Genomic DNA, 17331 nt, shown 5'->3' on the forward strand with positions numbered 1-17331 from the left:
GTGTGCACCCCGCCCCCCTTCCCGGGGCCCGGGTGTTCTGCGGCGTGCGAACACTTGCCGCGGGGCGGGGGGGCCCCCGTGGAGCCGCCCCGCGCCGGAAGGGTCATTCAGCTGAGGTCACATCCGGGGTGCGAACTCTCGGTTGCCCAGGTGCTGGGGGCGCGGAAGGGCTGCCGCGAAGGGCTCCTCCAGGGCGTTTTCCACGCTGTTGTACACGATGAAAATGTTCGAGCGCGAGAACGGGGTGATATTGCCGTTGGAACCGTGCAGCAGGTTCGAGTCGAACATCACCGCTGACCCGGCGGGGCCGGCGATCTGCTTGATGCCGTGCTCGTGGGCCATCCGCGACAGGTGCTCCTGGCCGGGAGAACCCACGGTGATGCGGTGCACCCGCAGAGACTCCTTGTGGAAGTCCAGGGGAGTCTCGCCGACCGAGGGAATGAACGTCTTGTGTGTGCCCGGCATGACCATGAGGGGGCCGTTGAACTCGTAGTTCTCGCTCAGGGCGATGGACACGCTGAACGCGCGCGGCCTGGGCATGCCGTCCTCGGCGTGCCAGGTCTCGAAGTCCGAGTGCCAGTCGAACTCGGCGCCGCCGAAGCCGGGCTTGTAGTTGACCCGGCTCTGGTGGACGTACACGTCCGAACCGAGCACCTGGCGGGCGACGTCGGTCAGCCGGGGCGAGTTAAGCAGCTCGGCGAAGACCTCGCTGACCTTCTCGACCTCGAAGACCGAGCGAAGGCGGTCGGAATCCGGCTCCAGCACCACGCGGTCGCTTGCCAGCAGCGCCGGGTCCTCGCTCAGCCGCAGGAGTTCGGCGCGGTACGTCTCGACTTCCTGCGGAGTGAGCAGGCTGTCGAAGACGTGGTAGCCGTTGGACTCGTAGCGGGCCCGTTCCTGCTGGCTGAGCGGCCCTTCGTGGTCGCCCCAGATGGTCGGGTCGTGGCGCGTCTGAGCTGTGGCCTCGCCCGTGACGCGGGTCGGATACAGGTCGGTGCGGGGGACGGCGGTCATTCGGTGTTCTCCTTCTGCTTGGAGGGCACGTCTGCGAGGGGGCCTATGCGGTGCAGGACTTCGTCGTGATGGCCCTCGCCCAGCCAGTCGGCTGGGAAGAGAACGCGGTCGGTGACCTCGGCCGAACGCTTGCGGGCGTACTGCCTGAGAACCATGAGGATGGCCTTGTTCTCGGCGGAGACGGTGGCCTCGACGTACCGGGCACCGCGGTCCCGCTGCCGGTCGGCTGCGGCCTCGAAGAGCTTCACGCCGAGGAACGGGATGCCGTGCCGGGGGCTGACCGCCGTCTGCCAGACGAAGTACGTGTCCGGTTCGTCGGGACGTCGGTAGCCGGTGAGAAAACCGACGATCTCCTCATTCACGGTGGCCAGCAAAGAGCAGTCGGCGAAGTCCCGGAACCACAGAACATAGGAATAAGGACTGTTGGTGTCCAGGCCAGGGGTGTTCTTCACCAGCTCCCACACCGCGAAGCCGTCCTCGGGGCGCGGAGTGCGGAAGACGGCCTTCTTGCGAGGCGATACCTGGGGTTCGGATTCGAGTGCGGTCGCCACGGTCAGTTCGCCTCGCCCTCGGTGAGCAGAGGGTAGACGCCGGATTCGTCGTGGTCCTCCCGGCCAGTGACCGGAGGGTTGAACACGCATATGTAGCGGGAGTCGGTCTTGGGACGCAGGGTGTGCCGCTCGTGCCCGTTGAGGAGGTACATCGTGCCCGGAGTGATCCAGTGTGTCTCCCCCGTCTCCTCGTCGGTAAGCTCGGACTCACCCTCGACGCAGAGCACGGCCTCGATGTGATGGGCGTACCACATCGTTGTCTCGGTGCCCGCGTAGACGGTGGTTTCGTGCAGCGAGAAGCCGACCTTCTCCTGGGCGAGCACGATGCGCTTGCTCTCCCAGGTTCCAGAACGCGAGCGTACGTGGCGGTCGGTATCGGTGATGTCGGCGAACGACCGGACGATCATGGGTGGTTTTCCTCTCTCTGGTTTTCTCAGCGGGTCTCGCGGACGGAACGGGCAAGGACAGTCAGTCCTTCGTCCAGCTCGTCCTCGGTGATGGTCAAGGCGGGCAGCAGCTTGACCACCTCGCTCAGCGCGCCGGAGGTCTCTACGAGAAGCCCCAGTTCGAAGGCACGTCGGCAGACCTGTGCGGCGCGCAACGGGTCGTGGAACTCCAGGCCCCAGGCGAGTCCGCGGCCGCGGACATCCGCCACGTCGTGAGGGTGTTCGGCGGTGACAGCCCTGAGCGCGGCCTCGACCTGTTCGCCGCGGGCCAAGGTCTGTTTTTCCATATGGCTGTCGGCCCAGTAGGTCTCCAGCGCCGCGGTGGCCGTGACGAAGGCCGGGTTGTTACCTCGGAAGGTGCCGTTGTGTTCGCCCGGTGCCCAGACGTCCAGCTCCGGTTTGAGTAGCAAGAGCGACATGGGCAGGCCGTAGCCGCTGATGGACTTCGAGAGCGTGACGATGTCCGGCACGATGCCGGCCTCCTCGAAGGAGAAGAACGCCCCCGTGCGGCCGCAGCCCATCTGGATGTCGTCGACGATCAGCAGCATGTCGCGCCGACGGCACAGGTCCGACAGGCTCCGCAGCCACTCCATACGGGCCACGTTGATGCCGCCCTCGCCCTGCACCGTTTCGACGATCACAGCAGCCGGCTGATTGAGGCCGGAGCCTTGGTCCTCCAGCAGCCGCTCGAACCACAGGAAGTCCGGGGCCTGGCCGTCGAGGTAGCGGTCGAATGGCATCGGGACGCCGTGTATCAGAGGTACACCCGCACCAGCGCGTTTGAAGGCGTTGCCTGTCACCGCCAGCGCGCCCAGTGACATTCCGTGGAACGCGCCGGTGAAGGACACGACCGTTTCATGACCCTTGACCTTGCGCGCCAGCTTCAACGCCGCTTCGACGGCGTTGGTGCCCGTCGGGCCCGGGAACATAACTTTGTACGGCAGGTCGCGAGGCCGCAGCACGATCTCCTGGAACGATTCTAGGAAAGAGCGCTTGGCCGTCGTGGACATGTCCAGGCCGTGTATGACACCGTCCCGCACCAGGTAATCCAGCAAGGCACGTTTGAGTACGGGATTGCTGTGGCCGTAGTTGAGGGCGCCCGCACCGGCGAAGAAGTCGAGGTAGGCGTGACCGTCCTCGTCGTACATGTGCGAGCCCTGCGCGCTGTGGAAGACGGTCGGCCAGCCACGGCAGTAGCTGCGTACCTCCGACTCGAGGGTTTCGAAGACACTCAGGTCCGGCAGAGTGACCGTCATGCGGTGCCTCCTTCTGCTTCGGGAGCAGTGCGTACGGTCACGCCGCGGCGGGGGAGGGGGCCAGCGGGACGGAAAGTACGAAGTCTGTGAAGGTGTCCACCGACTCAAAGTCGTCCACGTCCAGTTCTTCGGGATCGACTACGAGCCCGATGGAGTCCTCGAGCGCCATCAGCATCTCGAGCATGGTGGTGGAGTCCAGGTGCAGGTCGTCGAAGAGCCTGACCTCCCCCCGCAGGCCGGTGACAGGGCGCTCCAGTACATCGGTCAACGCCGTCTCCAGGGCCTGGACGACATCCTTGCGTTCCATGAGTCTTCTCCTTGAGTAGAATTGGGTTCAGTCGAGTTGGGCTGTCTGCCGGTCGGGCCTGACGGGAACCGCCGCCTCAACCAGGGAGGCAAGCTGCTTCCGGTCGACCTTTCCGTTGCCGTTGACCGGCAGTTCGTTGAGCCGCACGCAGCGGCGGGGGATTTTGAACGGCTCGATCTGTTCGCGCATCCGTTCTAGAAGTTCATCAGTGGCCAGTTCAGTGACCACCGCGAGCAGCGCGGGTCGTCCGCTGTCCGGGGGCAGGACAGCTGCTGCCGACACCTGCTCGATCCGGCGCGCCGCCGCCTCGACCTCCGTACAGCTGACGCGAAAGCCCCGCTCCTTGTACAGATCGTCCCGGCGGCCGGAGAAGTAGAGGTAGCTGTCCTCGTCCATCCAGCCGTAGTCGCCGGTACGCAGTTCAGGGAAGAGCCCTTCGGCGCGGGGAAAGCGTTCGGCGGTCAGTTCGGGGCGGCGCCAGTAGCCGGTCATCACATGAGGGCCGCGCACCACGAACTGCCCGATCTCGCCCGGGGGGAGACGCTCGCCGTCGTCTCCGGCGACGTATATCTCCGTGCCAGGCAGCGGCCGGCCGCTGGATCCCGGACGTTCGAGATCCCCGTCCGGTGGCATGATCGCCGCGCGCTTGCACTCGGTGAGCCCGTACATCACCTGGATCCGGAGACCGGGCAGGGCGGAGCGCAGGGAGGATATGGTCTCGGCGGGCAGGGCCGCACCGGTGTTCGTCAGCAGTCGAAGTCCGGCCAGGCGCCCGCTGCCGCGGCTGCTACGGGCGAGCAGCCAGGCCAGTCGGTCGCTGACCGAGGGGACACCCGCAAGTATCGTCGCCCTGCTGGACTCGAGACTACGCAGCAGTGGTGGACCGGCCTCGGCCGCGGTGGCGAGTCGGAGCTGCGCGCCGCTGAGTACCGCCAGGAACAACTGATACAGACCGTAGTCGAAGGACAGCGGTAGCGGGCAGTAGACGATGTCGTCGCTGCGGTAGTCCAGCCGGTCCTGGATGGCCGAGGCTGCGAACAGCATCTGCTGATGAGTGCTCACCACCGCCTTGGGCAACGAGGTGGTGCCCGACGTGTAGATCAGGCAGGCCGGGTCGATGGCGAGGGTGCCGGGGTGGGGCAGCGGGCCTGCCCCGGCCTGCACCGTGAGGAGTTCCGTCAGTGACAGGGACGCCGTCCCCACCCGTTGCGCCGTCGCCTCGGCCGAAGAGTCGTCGGTGACAAGCAGCACTGGCTCGCTGTCAAGCAGTACGTGCTCCAGCGGTCCGCCACGCACCTGCTCGTGCAGCACGCTGAAAGCGGCCCCGAGCCGGGAGAGACCGTACAGCGCCGCCGCGATGCCCAGCCCGTCGGCTGCTGTGACCACCACCCGGTCACCGCGCCGTACGCCCCGGCCGGCGAGTGCCGTGGCGGCCTGGACACTGGCCGTGGCCAGTTCACCGTAGGTGAGGCTGCCGTTCTGGTCGGTCAGGGCGATGCGCTGCGGAAGCTGCTCGGCGGTGGCGTCCAGCACCTCGTGCAGCAGCCGCGGCTGCTCGTCTGCCCGGGTCACGCCGCCGCCCCTTCGGCCGGAGTGGGCCTGGCGACCAGAGGAGCGACCGTGGTGGCCGTGGCGCTGCAGACCAGCTGGGGGCTGGACAGCGCCTCGGCAGCGCTCGGTGACGCGCCGGGACGCGCTGAAACCACCTTGTGTGCTTCCAGCTCCACCACCCGGCGCAGTCGGGTCCGGTGGACGAGCCGTGCGCGGGCCTCGATGTAGTCGCCGGGGTAGACGGGAGCGGTGAAGCGGACCTTGGCGTACTCGGACAGCAGGCCCTCGTCGCCGTCAGTGCGTACGGTGATCTCGGTGACCAGATCTCCGAACAGCCGAAGGATGCAAGCCCCATCGATCAGGCCGCCGCCGTAGTGGGCATCTGCCTGGCTCATACGCACCCGCAGGAACGCGACGGTGCGGTTGTCTTCGTCTTCTGGTGTACTCATGGCGCGGGACTCCTTTCAGTAGGTCAAATACCGGTCCCCGGAGAGGGCATGCTGATCGCTACGGCTGCCACCACGTTCTTCTTGTGCGCGATGGAAAGGGCCGTGGGAGGTAGGGACAGGTCGGCGGCCCGGCCGGTGAAGCGCACCGACGGCGCACCGTCATCCGTGCGGCCGATGCTGATCTCGCGGGGCGTGAGTCCCTGGAAGAAGCCCCGGCCCAGGGACTTGAGGACCGCCTCCTTGGCGGTGAACCTGCCGGACAGAAACTCCAGGCGGCGCCCGGCGGTCATCTGCGCGGCGAGTGCCAGCTCCTCGGCGGCGAAGGTGTAGCGCAGGAACCAGTCCCGGTCCGCTAGCCGACGCAGCTCTCTGCGGTCTAGTACGTCCAGCCCGATGCGCAGATCTGGTGGGCTCACTGGTGGCCTTCTTCGCTGAAGTCGGCCAGCTGTTGGCGGCTGAGCAGGTCCTCGGGCGTGTCCCGTTCGCGCACCAGGTGCGCCTTGCCCCGGTGGACCACCACCTCGGCGGGGAAGCCGTGGCTGAGGAAGAGCCCGGGGGACGCGGTGGGTCCGTACGCACCGGAACGCTCTACGCCCAGCAGATCGCCGGGCCGCACTTGGGGCAGGGCGACCTTCTTGGCGACCACGTCGTTGGGCGTGCACAGCGGACCGGTGAGCGAATAGCGGCGGTCCGCCTGGCCGCCGGGGCGGCTCAGATGCTGCACGGGGAAGTTCCGCTTGACGAAGCTGCCGATGCCGACAGCGGCCATGTGGTGGTTGGTGCCGCCGTCAGCGACCACGAACCACTCACCCATGGACTGCTTCACATACCGGGCGCGCACCATGTATGTGCCGGCGCGGGCGGCCAGGTATCGACCCAGTTCCATGATCACGCGGCATCCGGGGTGACGCCGCGTGAAGGGGATGACGGCATCACGCATTCCGGTACCGAGTGCTGCCACATCGGGGTCTGCCTCGCCGTCGAAGTACGCGACTCCGAGCCCACCGCCGACATCTACCGTGTGCAGCGGGATACCAAGTTCCCCCGCGAGGTCCTCGGCGGTGGCCAGGATTCTACGGGTGTTGTGGACGACGTCGGCGGCATCCAGAATGCGGGTGCCCATGTAGGCGTGCAGGCCGATGACCTCGACGCGCTGTAGAGCCGCCAGTTGCTTCTTGGAGCGGCGTACGGTCTCTTCGTCGATACCGAACTGCCGGGGCTTGCCCCCCATCGAGAGCCCCGATCCCTGGGCGACGAAGGCCGGGTTGACCCGCAGCATCGCCGGGAAGGTGCAGCCCCCGCTGCTCTCCAACAGCGCGTCCAGCAGCTGGAGTTCCGCTATGGATTCGCACACCACGGCGTGGATCCCCGCCTCGACGCAGGCCGCGAGCTCTCGCTCGTCCTTGCCCGGACCGAGGAAGATGATGTCGCTAGGTGCGATACCGGCCCGCAGGGCAGTCAGCAGTTCGGTGTACGAGGAGACTTCGGCGCACGCGCCCAGCGTGCCGAGAAAGGCGCACACACTGATGTTCGGATTGGCCTTGAGTGAGTAGAAGATGTCGATCTCTTCCGGAAGCTCCTCGCGAAGCGTGCGGAAGGTGTTCTCCAGGATCTCGGTGTCGTAGACGAACAGCGGGGTTCCGAAGCGGTCAGCGAGTGCTGACACGGGGATTCCCTGCACGTGGATTTCCTCGGCGCTCATGCCTTCTCCTCCTTGCTGCCGCTCGAATTCTTGCGGCCGACGACTGCGGAGGGGAATGCAGAAACGCTGGTCAAAAGCGTCCTTGACCTCTTTGGGCCGGACGCGCGAGGGTGCGGGAACCGCAGGGTGCCGGGGCGGTAACGGGCCGGGAAGGAGGCGCGGAAGTATCAGCGGCGTCAGAGGGAACGCCACCTGAGGGAGATTCGAAATGCGCACCAAGCTCACCACCGTCGTCTCGATCGTCGCGGCTGGGGCTTTCGCTTGGGCGCTCGCCGCCCCCGCGCAGGCCAGCACCCAGGACTCCGGCTGGCAGCTGAAGGCAGCGGCCGGCACGAGTGCCGGTCAGGCGACCAACGACAACAACGGCAACAGCTGACCTGGCGCTCAGGCGCACGGTCCTCCTGGGAGCCGTCACCTCACGCGTACCGGAACACGCCTTCCGGTACGCCCATGAGAAAGAACAGCGAGTCGGCCTTCTGGCGGTTACTGACGGAGGCCTCCAGGTCACCCATCGCCTCGCTGGTTGCAGCGAGGCCGTCCAGGGCCTGGGCCTTCTCGTAGTGCAGTTCCATGCGGGAGGAGAGCTCGTGGGCCAGCTGGTTCTGGCGCAGAGCCTCCGCGAAGTCGCCCAGCGCGAAGTACGTGCGGGCGGCGGAGAGGTGCACGAACGCCCGGTGGATGTCGTCCGTGCTGCGGATGGCCTCGGCCAGCGCGTGCAGGACGCATTCGCGGGCGTCCTCGACCCGGCCCATACGTAACAAGATGTCAGTGCGGCAGGCCAGCATGGCCGGCAGGACCGAGGGCATCCGCAGATGCTCGCAGCACTCGACCGCCTCTTCCACCCGGGCGAGTGCCTCCTCGTAACGGCCCATGCCTTCCAAAGCGCGCGAGAGATAACTGAGCGCGTCCACGGACAGCTGTATCTCTCCTATGGAGTCGAATACTGTCAGCGCCTCCTTTGCCGTCTCGGCCGCCATCGCGAACCGCCCGAGTCGCACCTGCACTTGACTCAGAGTGCTCAGGGACGAGCCGTCGAGCCGCGCGAAACCGATCTTCCGCGCCATGCAGTTGGCCTCCTCGCTGAGCTGGAGTGCGCGCTGCAATTGGCCCAGGCTGTTGTACGCCTGACCCAATCGGGCCTTGCACTCGGCCTCACTACGTGTGTCATTCATGGACCGTGACAGCTCTAGGGCTTCCTCCAGATGGGCGACCGCGTCCCTGATGCGGCCCAGCCGCCACTGCCCCATGGCTAGATTGGTGAGGTTCAGGCGCATCAGCGACGGGTCCGCCAGCTGCCGGGATGCCGTGACACCCGTCTCGAGCGCCACATTCGCCTCCAGGTCGTAACTGCGGATGCTGGAGTGGAAGCCCACCTCGCGCGGCAGCCGCGCCGCGTGCCGCAGCAGTCCGCGTCCGTGCGCGATGTCCACTGCTGCCAGCAGACTGTCACGGTGCTGGTCGAGCCATCTCAGCGCAACATCCTTGTCCGCGATTTCCGGCTCCTGTCCGTCCCGTTCGCCAACCGGTTCGCTGTGGCAGGGCCTGCCGGGGAAGAGCGTGTCGCAGGCGTGCGCCGCCGTGTGCAGATAGTGGTCAAGGAGCCGCTCCACCGACTGCCCGTCTTCCGGAGCCGCTTGGCCCTGAGCCAGCCGGCGCGCGAAATGGCGCACCAGATCATGGAAGGCGTACGTACCTGGCTCCCTGGCCTCCAGCAGGCGGACATCCACGAGCCTCTCCAGGAGATCCTCGGCGTCCAGGGCCCCGCCGCCCAGCAGCGCGGCGGCCTCATCAACATCGATGTACCGGCCCGGGTGGTGGGCCAACAGTCTGAAAGCCGTGCGCTGCTCCTTCGGCAGGGACTCATACGACAGGGACAGCGCGCTCGCAACTCCTCTGTCGTCGCTGGACAGTTCATCGAGCCGCCGCCCGTGGTCCTGTAACCGGTCGACCAAGAGCTGGATCGTCCAGCGCGGCCGGTTCGACAACCGGGCAGCCGCGATGCGCACCGCGAGCGGGAGCCCGCCGCACAGTCGCAGCAATTCGACCGCGGCCTCCGGCTCCCGTTCCACCCGCTCGGCGCCCAGGGCGTGCCGCAGGATCTCTTGGCTGTCCAACTCCGCGAGGGCACCGAGGGAGAGCCATTCCACGCCGTCGAGGTCCGTAAGCCGGGGGCGGCTGGTGACCAGGGTGAGACTGCCGGGCGAGGTGGGGATGAGGGTACGGACCCGTTCGGAGGTGTCGGCGTTGTCGAGGATGAGGAGCATCCGGCGGCCCTGCATGTAGGACTGCCAGAGTGCGCTGCGGCCTGCAGGAACGCTGGGAATCTCCTCGCTGGGGATCCCGGCGGCCGCCAGCAGGTCACCCTGGGCGGAGAACGTACTGAGCGGCCTCTGTCCCGGAGTGAAGCCTCGCAGGTCGACAAACAACTGCCCGTCCGGATAGCGCTGTGCCAACTGGTGGGCGGCTCGTACGGCCAGCGCCGTCTTGCCCCCGCCACCCATGCCGTCGATCGCGATGACCGTGGGCGATTTCGTTGGTGTCCGTTCGACCGCTGTACGGATCCGTTCCAGCTCGGACGCACGACCAGAGAAGTCCGGCACGTCGTACGGCAGCGCATGCGGGACCGAAAAGGAAGCGCCATACGCGCGAGCCGACGCCCGCTCCGGAGGCGCAAGGGATAGATCCTGCCGCAGCATGGATGCGTGCAACTCGCGCAGTTTAGCGCTGGGATCGATGCCGAGTTCTTCGGCGAGCAGGTCCCGAGTCTGAGTGAACTCTTCGAGGGCAGCGGCCTGTTGGCCGGTGTGATAAAGAGCGAGCATCAGCTGGCCGCGCAGCGTCTCACGCAGGGGGTACCGGCCCGCCATGGAGCGCAGTTCACCGATGATCGAGGCCGCCTCGCCCGCCTCTATGGTCAGCTCGTACAGCCGCTCAGCAGCCACGAGACTCTGCTCCTCCAGTGCGGTCGAAATGGCATCAACGACTTGCCCGCCAGCCCCAGCCAGCACAGGCCCGCGCCACAACTCCAGCGCGGAGCGCAGCTGTGCCGCCGCCCTCGCATGCACTCCCGCTTCCCCGGCCGCATGGGCCTGACGCAGCAGCTCCTGGTAACGCGTCAGGTCGAGCTGATCCACACCAACAACCGCACGGTAGCCGGGGCCATCGGTCACTATCAGTTCGAAGCCCTGCGGGATCCGGCGGCGCAACTCGGCCACGGCCTTGCGGACCTGGTGTGCCGCGCTCTCCGGAGGCGCTTCGTCCCAACCGGCTTCAACAAGGCGTGAGACGGGGATTACCCGCCCGGCTTCGAGTAACAGCATGGCGAGAACACGTTTCCGCAGGATCCCGTTGATAGGGACCGCCCCCCCTGCGTTCCAGACTTCCAGGGATCCAAGAATGCTGAAGCGGGGTCTGCCGCTTACCGTTGTCTTGTCTATGTCTGAAATCGCGGCGTGCACGTAGTACCCCCTGTGGACGATGCCTGCCTTCGAGCCCAAGTTGTGATCTTAAGCTCACCCATGGGATGCCTACTCGGGTGCCCGCCTCTCACTCTTGGACCCGGTCCAGACGCTCATCCAGTGCGCGCAGCAGCCTGCCCCGGTTCTGGACTCGGTGCAGCGTCCGGCATGGCTGGGAGAGACGGCCCCCGGCCTCACCCAGCACGATCTCGGCGAACAGCCGCCGACCGTCGTCCCGGGGGAGACGCTCGGCCCGCTCGCGTACGTCGTCGGGCGACTGCGTGCGCCACGCCCACGAGCGGACGACTCTGCCACGCAACCGAGTTGGCGGTCCCTACGATGGATGCGGCATGACACGAACGCCACCCGCCGCTGTCGCGACGCCCACGCCGTTCGCGACCTAGATCGGCCAGGCTCACCCGGACAAAGCCCGGCACGGGCCCGTGCATCTCGCCTGGATCCGTCTCCTGCTGACCTGGGGGGAGCGTGGGAACCTTCCGGAGAAGCACCATGACCAAGAACGGCTCCAACGCCCGCAAGCACCGCATCCGCGCATACGCGGCGAAGACCGGCAGCACCTACCGCCAAGCCGCTGAACATCTGAGCCAGCAGCAGGAACAAGAGGCGAAGGAGCACGCCGAACGCCTGGCGCGCATGCGTGCTATCCACCACGATGCTGAGACTCTCGAAGACGAGCGGGAGTACTACCTCGCAAAGATGCTTAGCGCCGACCTCCCGGAACCAGTCCGGGCGTGCCTGTTCGTTCTTGCGGATCGTCTTGGCACGGGCAAGCTGATCGACACACGGGGCGTCAACGTCAACCACCCCGAACTCGTCCAACTCACCGGCCTTTCTCCATCAGCGGTCGCGGAGGCACTGAATCTCGGTCGAGCGCACCGATGGATCACCGGAGACTTCACCGGCAGTCACGTACGTCTCTCCGTGCCGGGCGAAGAAGTCTCGATGTACGAATGGATCCTCAGCCGCATCACACGACCAGTGGCTGATGCCGAAGTCCATGCCCGCGTGCTCGCGCGCATCGAGGCCGAATGCGCCCGCCAGGCCCAATCACAGGCCGATGCCCGAAAGTTCATCGAGAACTTCATCGCGGCGCGGACCGCCTCCTGAGAGCGCGCGGTCCGGTTGCGCGCTTTCAGGCCCCAACACCGTTGCCGCTTCCGCCGCATCGGATGGTCAGGGACCTGTGAGGATGTCGTGGCCGCCGATGCGATGCCAGATGATGTGCCGCTCGCCACGGACTATCTCCTTCCCATAGGACCAAGTGGCCCGCCCGTTCCCGTCCCACGTCAGCTCGAAGACACCAGGCACACGCCGGACGCCCTTCACGCGGAGGCCGGCGCGGAAGCGGCCGGTGCGCAGGTCCTCGACGAAGGCTGCCACGGTCTTGCGGAAACGGTGGCGCTGTTCTGGGGTGAGGCGGTTCAGGTCGGCGGCGAAGCGGGGCAAGGTCTCGTAGGTCGGCACGTCGGTCCTCCAGGCAGCAAGAAGCCCCCGGCGCTGCCGGGGGCGGAGAGTCGGTGACGTGGTGCAGGGCGCGGCGTCTTTGGCCGCTGGGTGGGGGAGCGGTACGTAGATGTGCACTGGTTGGCGTTGAAGTCGCCTGCTGACGGTTTTCGGCGTTAGTGAGGCGTGTGTGGCGGGGGTGCCGCGCAGTATTTACATGGCCCTGGTGGTGTCCGCCGGGCGGGCACGGCGGCGTCGCGAACGCCCGCCGGGCGGGATCGGCCGTGAAGTTCTGGTGAACTCTCCCGCCTCACGGGATCGTGCTTTTTCGCAGGTCAGGGCCGGTGTGTGCTGTGGCGATGCTGAGTGTCGCGAAGATCCAGAGACGTAACGCGTGGCGGTACTACATACGCGGAGTCGCGTTCGGGGACGGCCGCCGCCCGGTCGGCCAGTCGTTGAAGGACGCCCAGGAGCTGGCCGGGCTCCCACCGGGACGGTGGCTGGGGCGTGGTCTGCGTGCGCTGGGGCTCACCGAGGGCGGTCAGGTGTCCGAGCGTCAGCTGGAGCTGTTGTTCGGCGAGGGCCGGCACCCGGACGCCGACCGCATCGAGCGCGGCCTCCTGGACGACGGCGTCGACCCGGCGACGGCCCGCCGGCTGACGGTGCTGGGGCAGCCGATCGAGGAGATCGAGGCCCGTAAGCAGACTCCACTGCTGGGCATGGACTTCACCTTCCGGCCGCAGGCGTCACTGGTCGTGCTGTGGGCACTGGGCGACGCCACCGTGCGCCGGGTCATCGAGCGGGCCCACGAGCGGGCCATCGCCACGGCGCTGCGCTGGCTGGGGGATGAGGTTGCCGAGACCCGGTGGGCCTCCGGCCGCGGCCGCGCGAAGACGCCCGCGCTCGTGGTCGCCGCCTTCCGGCACTTCGACAACCGCGACGGGCTGCCGCTCCTGCACGAGCACTGCCTGATCCTCAACCGCGTCCAGCGCCTGGGCGCCGACGGTGAACCGGTCTGGGGCGCTCTGGACACCTACCGCCTCTACCAGAATGTGGTGGCCGCCGGGACGCTCTACACCCTGGCGATGACGACCGAGGTGTGCGAGACCCTGGGGCTGGCGACTGTGCCGCGCGAGGTCACGCCGGGCCTGCGTCCGGTCATGGAGATCGCCGGAGTGCCCGAGGACCTCATCAACTGGTCGGCGTCCCGCCGCCAGCGCATCGAGGACGCCCTGGAGGTGCTCACCGACCAGTACGTGAAGGACCACGGCCACCTGCCAGGCGAGCGCGGCCGTCACCAACTGGGCTGGTGGGCGGCACAGGAGACCCGGCCCGCGAAGAAGAAGCCGAAGCCCCTCGCGCAGCTGCTCGCGTGGTGGCACGCCTCCGCGATCCTCCGCTTCGGCCAGCAGCTCATCGACGGCCTCCTGAACAGGTGCCGGGCCGCCGGAGCGGCGATCCGGGCGCGGGTGGATCCCACCGTGGACGTGGCGCTCGCCGCCGTCGACGTCGCCGCGGTCGTCTTCACCGTGCGCGAGAAGTTCTCCCGGCGCCACATCCTGGCCGAAGCGCGCCGGCACCTGCTGGAGACGCTTCGCGGCCGCGAGTTCACCCGCGGCCTGGACGACTACATCGCCCACCGGGTTCTGCTGCGGTACTCCCGCCGCCGCACTGTCGCGAAGCCCGGCCGGGAGGCTCCGGCGGCGGACCGGATCAGCTACACCGCTGACTTCCCGGTGCCGCACCGGTGGTGGATCGCTCCCGCCGACGGCACGCCGCCGCGTGAGTCCAGCCGCTACGAGCGCGCCCGGGTCGCCAGCCTTGCCGTGCAGAACGCGATCCGCGACGCCCGCATCCGAGCCGCCACCGCCACCGCCAGCGAGGCGACGACCTCAGCCGTCTCCGCACCCGCCGATCACCGAAACCTCGAGGGCGAGACGGCGTCCGCTCCCCACGCCGTTGACCACCCGGGCCGGGACACCACCCTGACCCCGGCGCAGCGGGCCGCCGCCATCCAGGCCCACCAGCAGGCCGCGATGCCCGAGGAGTACCTGGAGGGCCGCACGACCGACCCGGCGACATGGCTGCGCACACCCGAGAACCTGGACCGGCTCGCCGCCTTCACCCGCGCGGCCAGCACCCGCCGCCGGGCCATGGAGGACCGAAAGGCCCCGGCCGCCGATCTGGCCAGTCCGGTCGACCAGCACCGCCAGGAGCACGAGCAGCAGCGCCAGGAGCCCGACCCCGGCCAAGGCCAGGGCCTCCGGCCGTGACGCGCCGTGCGGCCCGCACGGCGGGACGGACGACGAAGTCACCGCGCCAGGCGCCGGGGATGAGTGGACGCGATGGACTCCACCGCGCGCCCGTGCACGGAGGTGAGTGGAAACCACGGTGGAGCGGATCGAGCGGTCCACCCGGTGGGGGAGTGCGGAACATCCCGGCATCCGGTGCGCTCGGTGCGGTGCATTGGGTGCACCGGGGTGCCCGCCGACGACGCTGTGCACTCCCACCCACCGCACCACCGCACCGGCACGCCGCACCGCACGCTCCACCGGCGCACGTCGAAGTGGCCGCCACTCCCGCCCGCTCCACTCGATGCGACCACACAGGGTGACGGCGCATCGGATGCGGTGCACTCGATGCACCCCTTGACCAGGTGTGCCGCCGGATTCCACCCAGCCCATCGGATGGAATGCAACCCTTGTCCACCCACGAGTTTTCGAGCGATCTTCGACGTTTCCCCTTGACACACTCCGCTACCGCCACGGAGACGACCCGCACCGGGTCCTTGATGCCCGGTGCGGGAGGGGAGATCTTTCCCTCCCGGCGCACCGCGCACAGTCACCACCCGTAGGCGCGGTGCGGCGCGGCCGATGCCGTGCATCGCCGCACCGCGGTGCGTTCCACCGGGTGGAAGCCCACGACATCGTCCGCACCGAGTGGGAGTGGAGGCCACCGCGAGGCGCACCGAGTGCGGGTGGAGCCCACTCGGTGCGCTCCACCGAGTGGGGAAGTGCGTTCCATCGGGCGCAACTCAACGCACCGGTCGCGCGTGCCGCTGCCCCGGACATCCGGTGCGTGCATCCGATGCGCGTCGGTTCCGCATCCGCGCACCGCGTCGGCGCGCGGATGCGGCGGGGACAGGGCGCTACACGCGTGGGCGGCGCAAGTTCTCCTTGGCGGACAGCAGCCCGAGTACGGCGTGCTCCTGGTGGTGAGCGTGCCAGCGCTCCGCCAGGGCCCGGTCGGTGAACAGGGCCAAGCCCCGAGCCGTCTCCGCAGTCAGACCAACAGCATCGAAGCCGCCGGCGGCCTGGACGAACTCCATCGCGATGTCGTGGAAGCGCGGGCCGCTGAAGTAGGAGACGTGTACGTCTGCGGGGGCCAGGGGCTGGCCGCTCTCGTCGGACACAAGCGTGTTCGACGCCTTGCGGGACTCGTAGTAGGTGTTGACCTGCGGCTGAATCTCGGTACGCATCGCGGCCAGCACGCGCTGCCGGTGCGTGGGCGCCTCCAGGCACTTCTGGTACGAGAAGGCGACCTTGCTGCCGTCAACCAGGACCGCCTCCGGGCCCTTGTGGTGACCACGCGGGGTCGCAATGATCCGGAAATGGTCCACCCCCGGGCCGACCTTCTCCGCCGCATTGGGGTGCATGTCCAGCAGGTCCCGCAGCAACAAGTCGTCGTCCTCCTGGTCGACGTCCTTCCCGAGGCCGTAGCGGCCCAGGATCGCCTGCACCGCCTCCTGTCGGGCCTTCTTCGTCGCATAGCGGCGCGAGCCGATCCAGACCTCGGGCACCTTCAGCTCCTCTGCCAAGCGGGTGACGGAAGCGCTCACGCTAAAGCACATCTGCCGATCCGGACGGAGCTTCGCCCTCGCTGTCAGCCCGCCGGGGGACAGAGAGCCGATCGTGACTCCAGCCACGGACAAATCCGCCGGACAAGGGGCCCAACCTGGCGAAAGCGGACGCCGATTGGTGGTGGGCGTCAGACCGCGGACAAGGGGTGGCTTCACACGGTGGCCCCGGCCCGTGCGCAGATCCGCGTGTGGGCCGGACGACCGCCGACCCGGCCTGCACGCCGGAGAAACCGAGGACCCCCTTGCCCGCCGATCTCACGCCCGACCCCGCCCACGAACACCATGCGGCCCGTGGCCGCTGGCCTTCCAAGGACGTCAACCAGGTCCCGCAAGCCCCCTCCATGGACCCCTCCATCGCCCCCTCCATGGCCAATGTGCCCGCCGGTCGCGTCTCCGCAGGCCAGCCCCCGAAGTCAAGGCCCCGCGACGTATTCGACAACCCTTCCAAGTCTTCGAAGCAAACATGGAAGCCAACCCACACCAGGAAGAAGGAAGTGCTGAAGGCTCTGGGGATCTTCCAGAGGGCTACCGCTGACCACCTGTGGCGGATGCTGCGTCCCGGGGACCGGCACAACCGGTGCACGAGGGACACCCTCAACGCCCTCAAGGGCGAGGGGAAGGTCCGGGTGGAGACACGACTGGAGTCGGGCCACCAGCTGTGGGTGCTGACCGAGCGAGGGCACAAGGAAGCCAAGCAGCTGCTCCCGAAGAGCGTGCGGATGTCGGTGCTGCGCAAGCTCCAGTACGACGACGACGGAGAGCCGGTCGACGGCGACGGCTTCGACGAACATGCCGCCGCCGTGACGATGACCGCCTCGGTCCTCACCGGGGCCGGGTTCGGCACCCCGCTGTCCTGGCAGACCGAGATCGCCCACCGCCTGCCGTACGGGTACACCCAGTACGCCGACCTGACGATGCGTGCCCCGGACGCCGGGGTGCCCGCGATGCTCCTGGAGGTCGACCGCGTCAATGAGCCCGTCGACGACCTGGTGGCGAAGCTGCGTCGGTACAGCGACTGGTTCGAGCTGCTGGCGCCGAAGGTCGACAAGGACCTCGAGCGGGCAGCCCGTCGGCAGGGTGCGGCCGTGCACGACTTCCGGCTGTGGTCGCGGATCTACCCGGCGACCGGGCGGGAGGGGTACGTGCCGGTGGCGTTCGTGTTCACGGGGAAGACCGCCGCGCAGCGTGAGAGCCGGATGCGGCGCCTGGAGCAGAGCGCCCGCCGCTACTTCGCTGGCACCCCGTACCCGTAGGCCGGGTTCACGGCCGTCGAC

General features: G+C 68.0%; 17 protein-coding genes. 4 read left to right on the forward strand and 13 right to left on the reverse strand.

The window, feature by feature from the left end; all coding sequences use genetic code 11:
• Positions 1-117: 117 nt before the first annotated feature.
• From thpD to ACWDVB_RS35405, 9 genes are read right to left on the reverse strand one after another with little or no spacing between them, the layout of a single operon-like run.
• A complete protein-coding gene (gene thpD / locus ACWDVB_RS35365) occupies positions 118-1014 on the reverse strand; it encodes an ectoine hydroxylase (protein ID WP_451518850.1) in 897 nt (298 codons plus the stop codon).
• A complete protein-coding gene (ectA, locus tag ACWDVB_RS35370; protein ID WP_451518849.1) occupies positions 1011-1565 on the reverse strand; it encodes a diaminobutyrate acetyltransferase in 555 nt (184 codons plus the stop codon). Before ectA ends, thpD begins: the two co-directional genes overlap by 4 nt.
• Before the next feature lie 2 nt (positions 1566-1567).
• On the reverse strand, positions 1568-1972 hold the full coding sequence (locus ACWDVB_RS35375) for an ectoine synthase (RefSeq protein WP_451518848.1): 405 nt from the start codon (positions 1970-1972) through the stop codon (positions 1568-1570).
• Between the two features lie 26 nt (positions 1973-1998).
• On the reverse strand, positions 1999-3267 hold the full coding sequence (gene ectB / locus ACWDVB_RS35380) for a diaminobutyrate--2-oxoglutarate transaminase (protein WP_451518847.1): 1269 nt from the start codon (positions 3265-3267) through the stop codon (positions 1999-2001).
• A 37-nt stretch (positions 3268-3304) separates the two neighbouring features.
• A complete protein-coding gene (locus ACWDVB_RS35385; protein WP_214923742.1) occupies positions 3305-3574 on the reverse strand; it encodes a phosphopantetheine-binding protein in 270 nt (89 codons plus the stop codon).
• A gap of 27 nt (positions 3575-3601) precedes the next feature.
• A complete protein-coding gene (locus tag ACWDVB_RS35390) occupies positions 3602-5146 on the reverse strand; it encodes a class I adenylate-forming enzyme family protein (protein WP_451518846.1) in 1545 nt (514 codons plus the stop codon).
• The gene (locus ACWDVB_RS35395) at positions 5143-5574 is read right to left on the reverse strand and encodes a hotdog fold domain-containing protein (RefSeq protein WP_451518845.1); all 432 of its coding nucleotides are present in this window, start codon (positions 5572-5574) and stop codon (positions 5143-5145) included. The genes ACWDVB_RS35390 and ACWDVB_RS35395 overlap by 4 nt, the downstream gene beginning before the upstream one ends.
• 23 nt (positions 5575-5597) lie before the next feature.
• Positions 5598-5990, reverse strand: coding sequence for a holo-ACP synthase (locus tag ACWDVB_RS35400; RefSeq protein ID WP_451518844.1), 393 nt, complete (start codon positions 5988-5990; stop codon positions 5598-5600).
• Positions 5987-7276, reverse strand: a complete 1290-nt coding sequence (locus ACWDVB_RS35405; protein ID WP_451518843.1) for a diaminopimelate decarboxylase — start codon at positions 7274-7276, stop codon at positions 5987-5989. The genes ACWDVB_RS35400 and ACWDVB_RS35405 overlap by 4 nt, the downstream gene beginning before the upstream one ends.
• Positions 7277-7484: 208 nt before the next feature.
• Between ACWDVB_RS35405 and ACWDVB_RS35410 the strand changes: the two genes are divergently transcribed.
• Complete coding sequence (locus tag ACWDVB_RS35410) at positions 7485-7652, forward strand: hypothetical protein (RefSeq protein ID WP_451518842.1); 168 nt, start codon at positions 7485-7487, stop codon at positions 7650-7652.
• 40 nt (positions 7653-7692) lie between these two features.
• Here ACWDVB_RS35410 and ACWDVB_RS35415 read toward each other — a convergent pair whose 3' ends face one another.
• Both ACWDVB_RS35415 and ACWDVB_RS35420 read right to left on the reverse strand, forming a co-directional pair.
• Entirely contained in the window at positions 7693-10773 is a 3081-nt protein-coding gene (locus tag ACWDVB_RS35415) for a BTAD domain-containing putative transcriptional regulator (RefSeq protein ID WP_451518841.1), read from the reverse strand.
• A 49-nt stretch (positions 10774-10822) separates the two neighbouring features.
• Positions 10823-11053 (reverse strand): hypothetical protein, encoded by a 231-nt coding sequence (locus ACWDVB_RS35420; protein ID WP_451518840.1) that lies wholly within the window; start codon positions 11051-11053, stop codon positions 10823-10825.
• A gap of 191 nt (positions 11054-11244) precedes the next feature.
• On the opposite strand from ACWDVB_RS35420, the gene ACWDVB_RS35425 reads away from it, so the two are divergent.
• On the forward strand, positions 11245-11862 hold the full coding sequence (locus ACWDVB_RS35425) for a hypothetical protein (protein ID WP_451518839.1): 618 nt from the start codon (positions 11245-11247) through the stop codon (positions 11860-11862).
• Positions 11863-11928: 66 nt separating this feature from the next.
• Here the strand turns inward: ACWDVB_RS35425 and ACWDVB_RS35430 are convergent, their stop codons facing one another.
• Positions 11929-12219 carry a hypothetical protein gene (locus ACWDVB_RS35430; RefSeq protein WP_451518838.1) on the reverse strand — a complete coding sequence of 97 codons (291 nt, stop codon included), beginning with the start codon at positions 12217-12219 and terminating at the stop codon, positions 11929-11931.
• 338 nt (positions 12220-12557) lie between these two features.
• On the opposite strand from ACWDVB_RS35430, the gene mobF reads away from it, so the two are divergent.
• A complete protein-coding gene (gene mobF, locus ACWDVB_RS35435) occupies positions 12558-14471 on the forward strand; it encodes a MobF family relaxase (protein WP_451518837.1) in 1914 nt (637 codons plus the stop codon).
• Positions 14472-15346: 875 nt separating this feature from the next.
• Here the strand turns inward: mobF and ACWDVB_RS35440 are convergent.
• Positions 15347-16015: a DUF3223 domain-containing protein gene (locus ACWDVB_RS35440; protein WP_451518836.1), complete on the reverse strand. Its 669-nt coding sequence runs from the start codon at positions 16013-16015 to the stop codon at positions 15347-15349.
• Between the two features lie 536 nt (positions 16016-16551).
• Between ACWDVB_RS35440 and ACWDVB_RS35445 the strand changes: the two genes are divergently transcribed.
• Positions 16552-17310: a replication-relaxation family protein gene (locus ACWDVB_RS35445; RefSeq protein WP_451518835.1), complete on the forward strand. Its 759-nt coding sequence runs from the start codon at positions 16552-16554 to the stop codon at positions 17308-17310.
• The last annotated feature ends 21 nt before the right edge of the window (positions 17311-17331 follow it).

It is taken from the genome of Streptomyces sp. NPDC003379 (genome assembly GCF_053589195.1).

Excerpts from the sequence above, each read along its gene's own strand:
- ACWDVB_RS35395 (WP_451518845.1), bottom strand. The coding sequence starts at position 5,574 with ATGAGTACACCAGAAGACGAAGACAACCGCACCGTCGCGTTCCTGCGG.
- ACWDVB_RS35410 (WP_451518842.1), top strand. The coding sequence starts at position 7,485 with ATGCGCACCAAGCTCACCACCGTCGTCTCGATCGTCGCGGCTGGGGCT.
- thpD (WP_451518850.1), bottom strand. The coding sequence starts at position 1,014 with ATGACCGCCGTCCCCCGCACCGACCTGTATCCGACCCGCGTCACGGGC.
- ACWDVB_RS35385 (WP_214923742.1), bottom strand. The coding sequence starts at position 3,574 with ATGGAACGCAAGGATGTCGTCCAGGCCCTGGAGACGGCGTTGACCGAT.
- mobF (WP_451518837.1), top strand. The coding sequence starts at position 12,558 with ATGCTGAGTGTCGCGAAGATCCAGAGACGTAACGCGTGGCGGTACTAC.
- ACWDVB_RS35425 (WP_451518839.1), top strand. The coding sequence starts at position 11,245 with ATGACCAAGAACGGCTCCAACGCCCGCAAGCACCGCATCCGCGCATAC.
- ectB (WP_451518847.1), bottom strand. The coding sequence starts at position 3,267 with ATGACGGTCACTCTGCCGGACCTGAGTGTCTTCGAAACCCTCGAGTCG.
- ACWDVB_RS35375 (WP_451518848.1), bottom strand. The coding sequence starts at position 1,972 with ATGATCGTCCGGTCGTTCGCCGACATCACCGATACCGACCGCCACGTA.
- ACWDVB_RS35405 (WP_451518843.1), bottom strand. The coding sequence starts at position 7,276 with ATGAGCGCCGAGGAAATCCACGTGCAGGGAATCCCCGTGTCAGCACTC.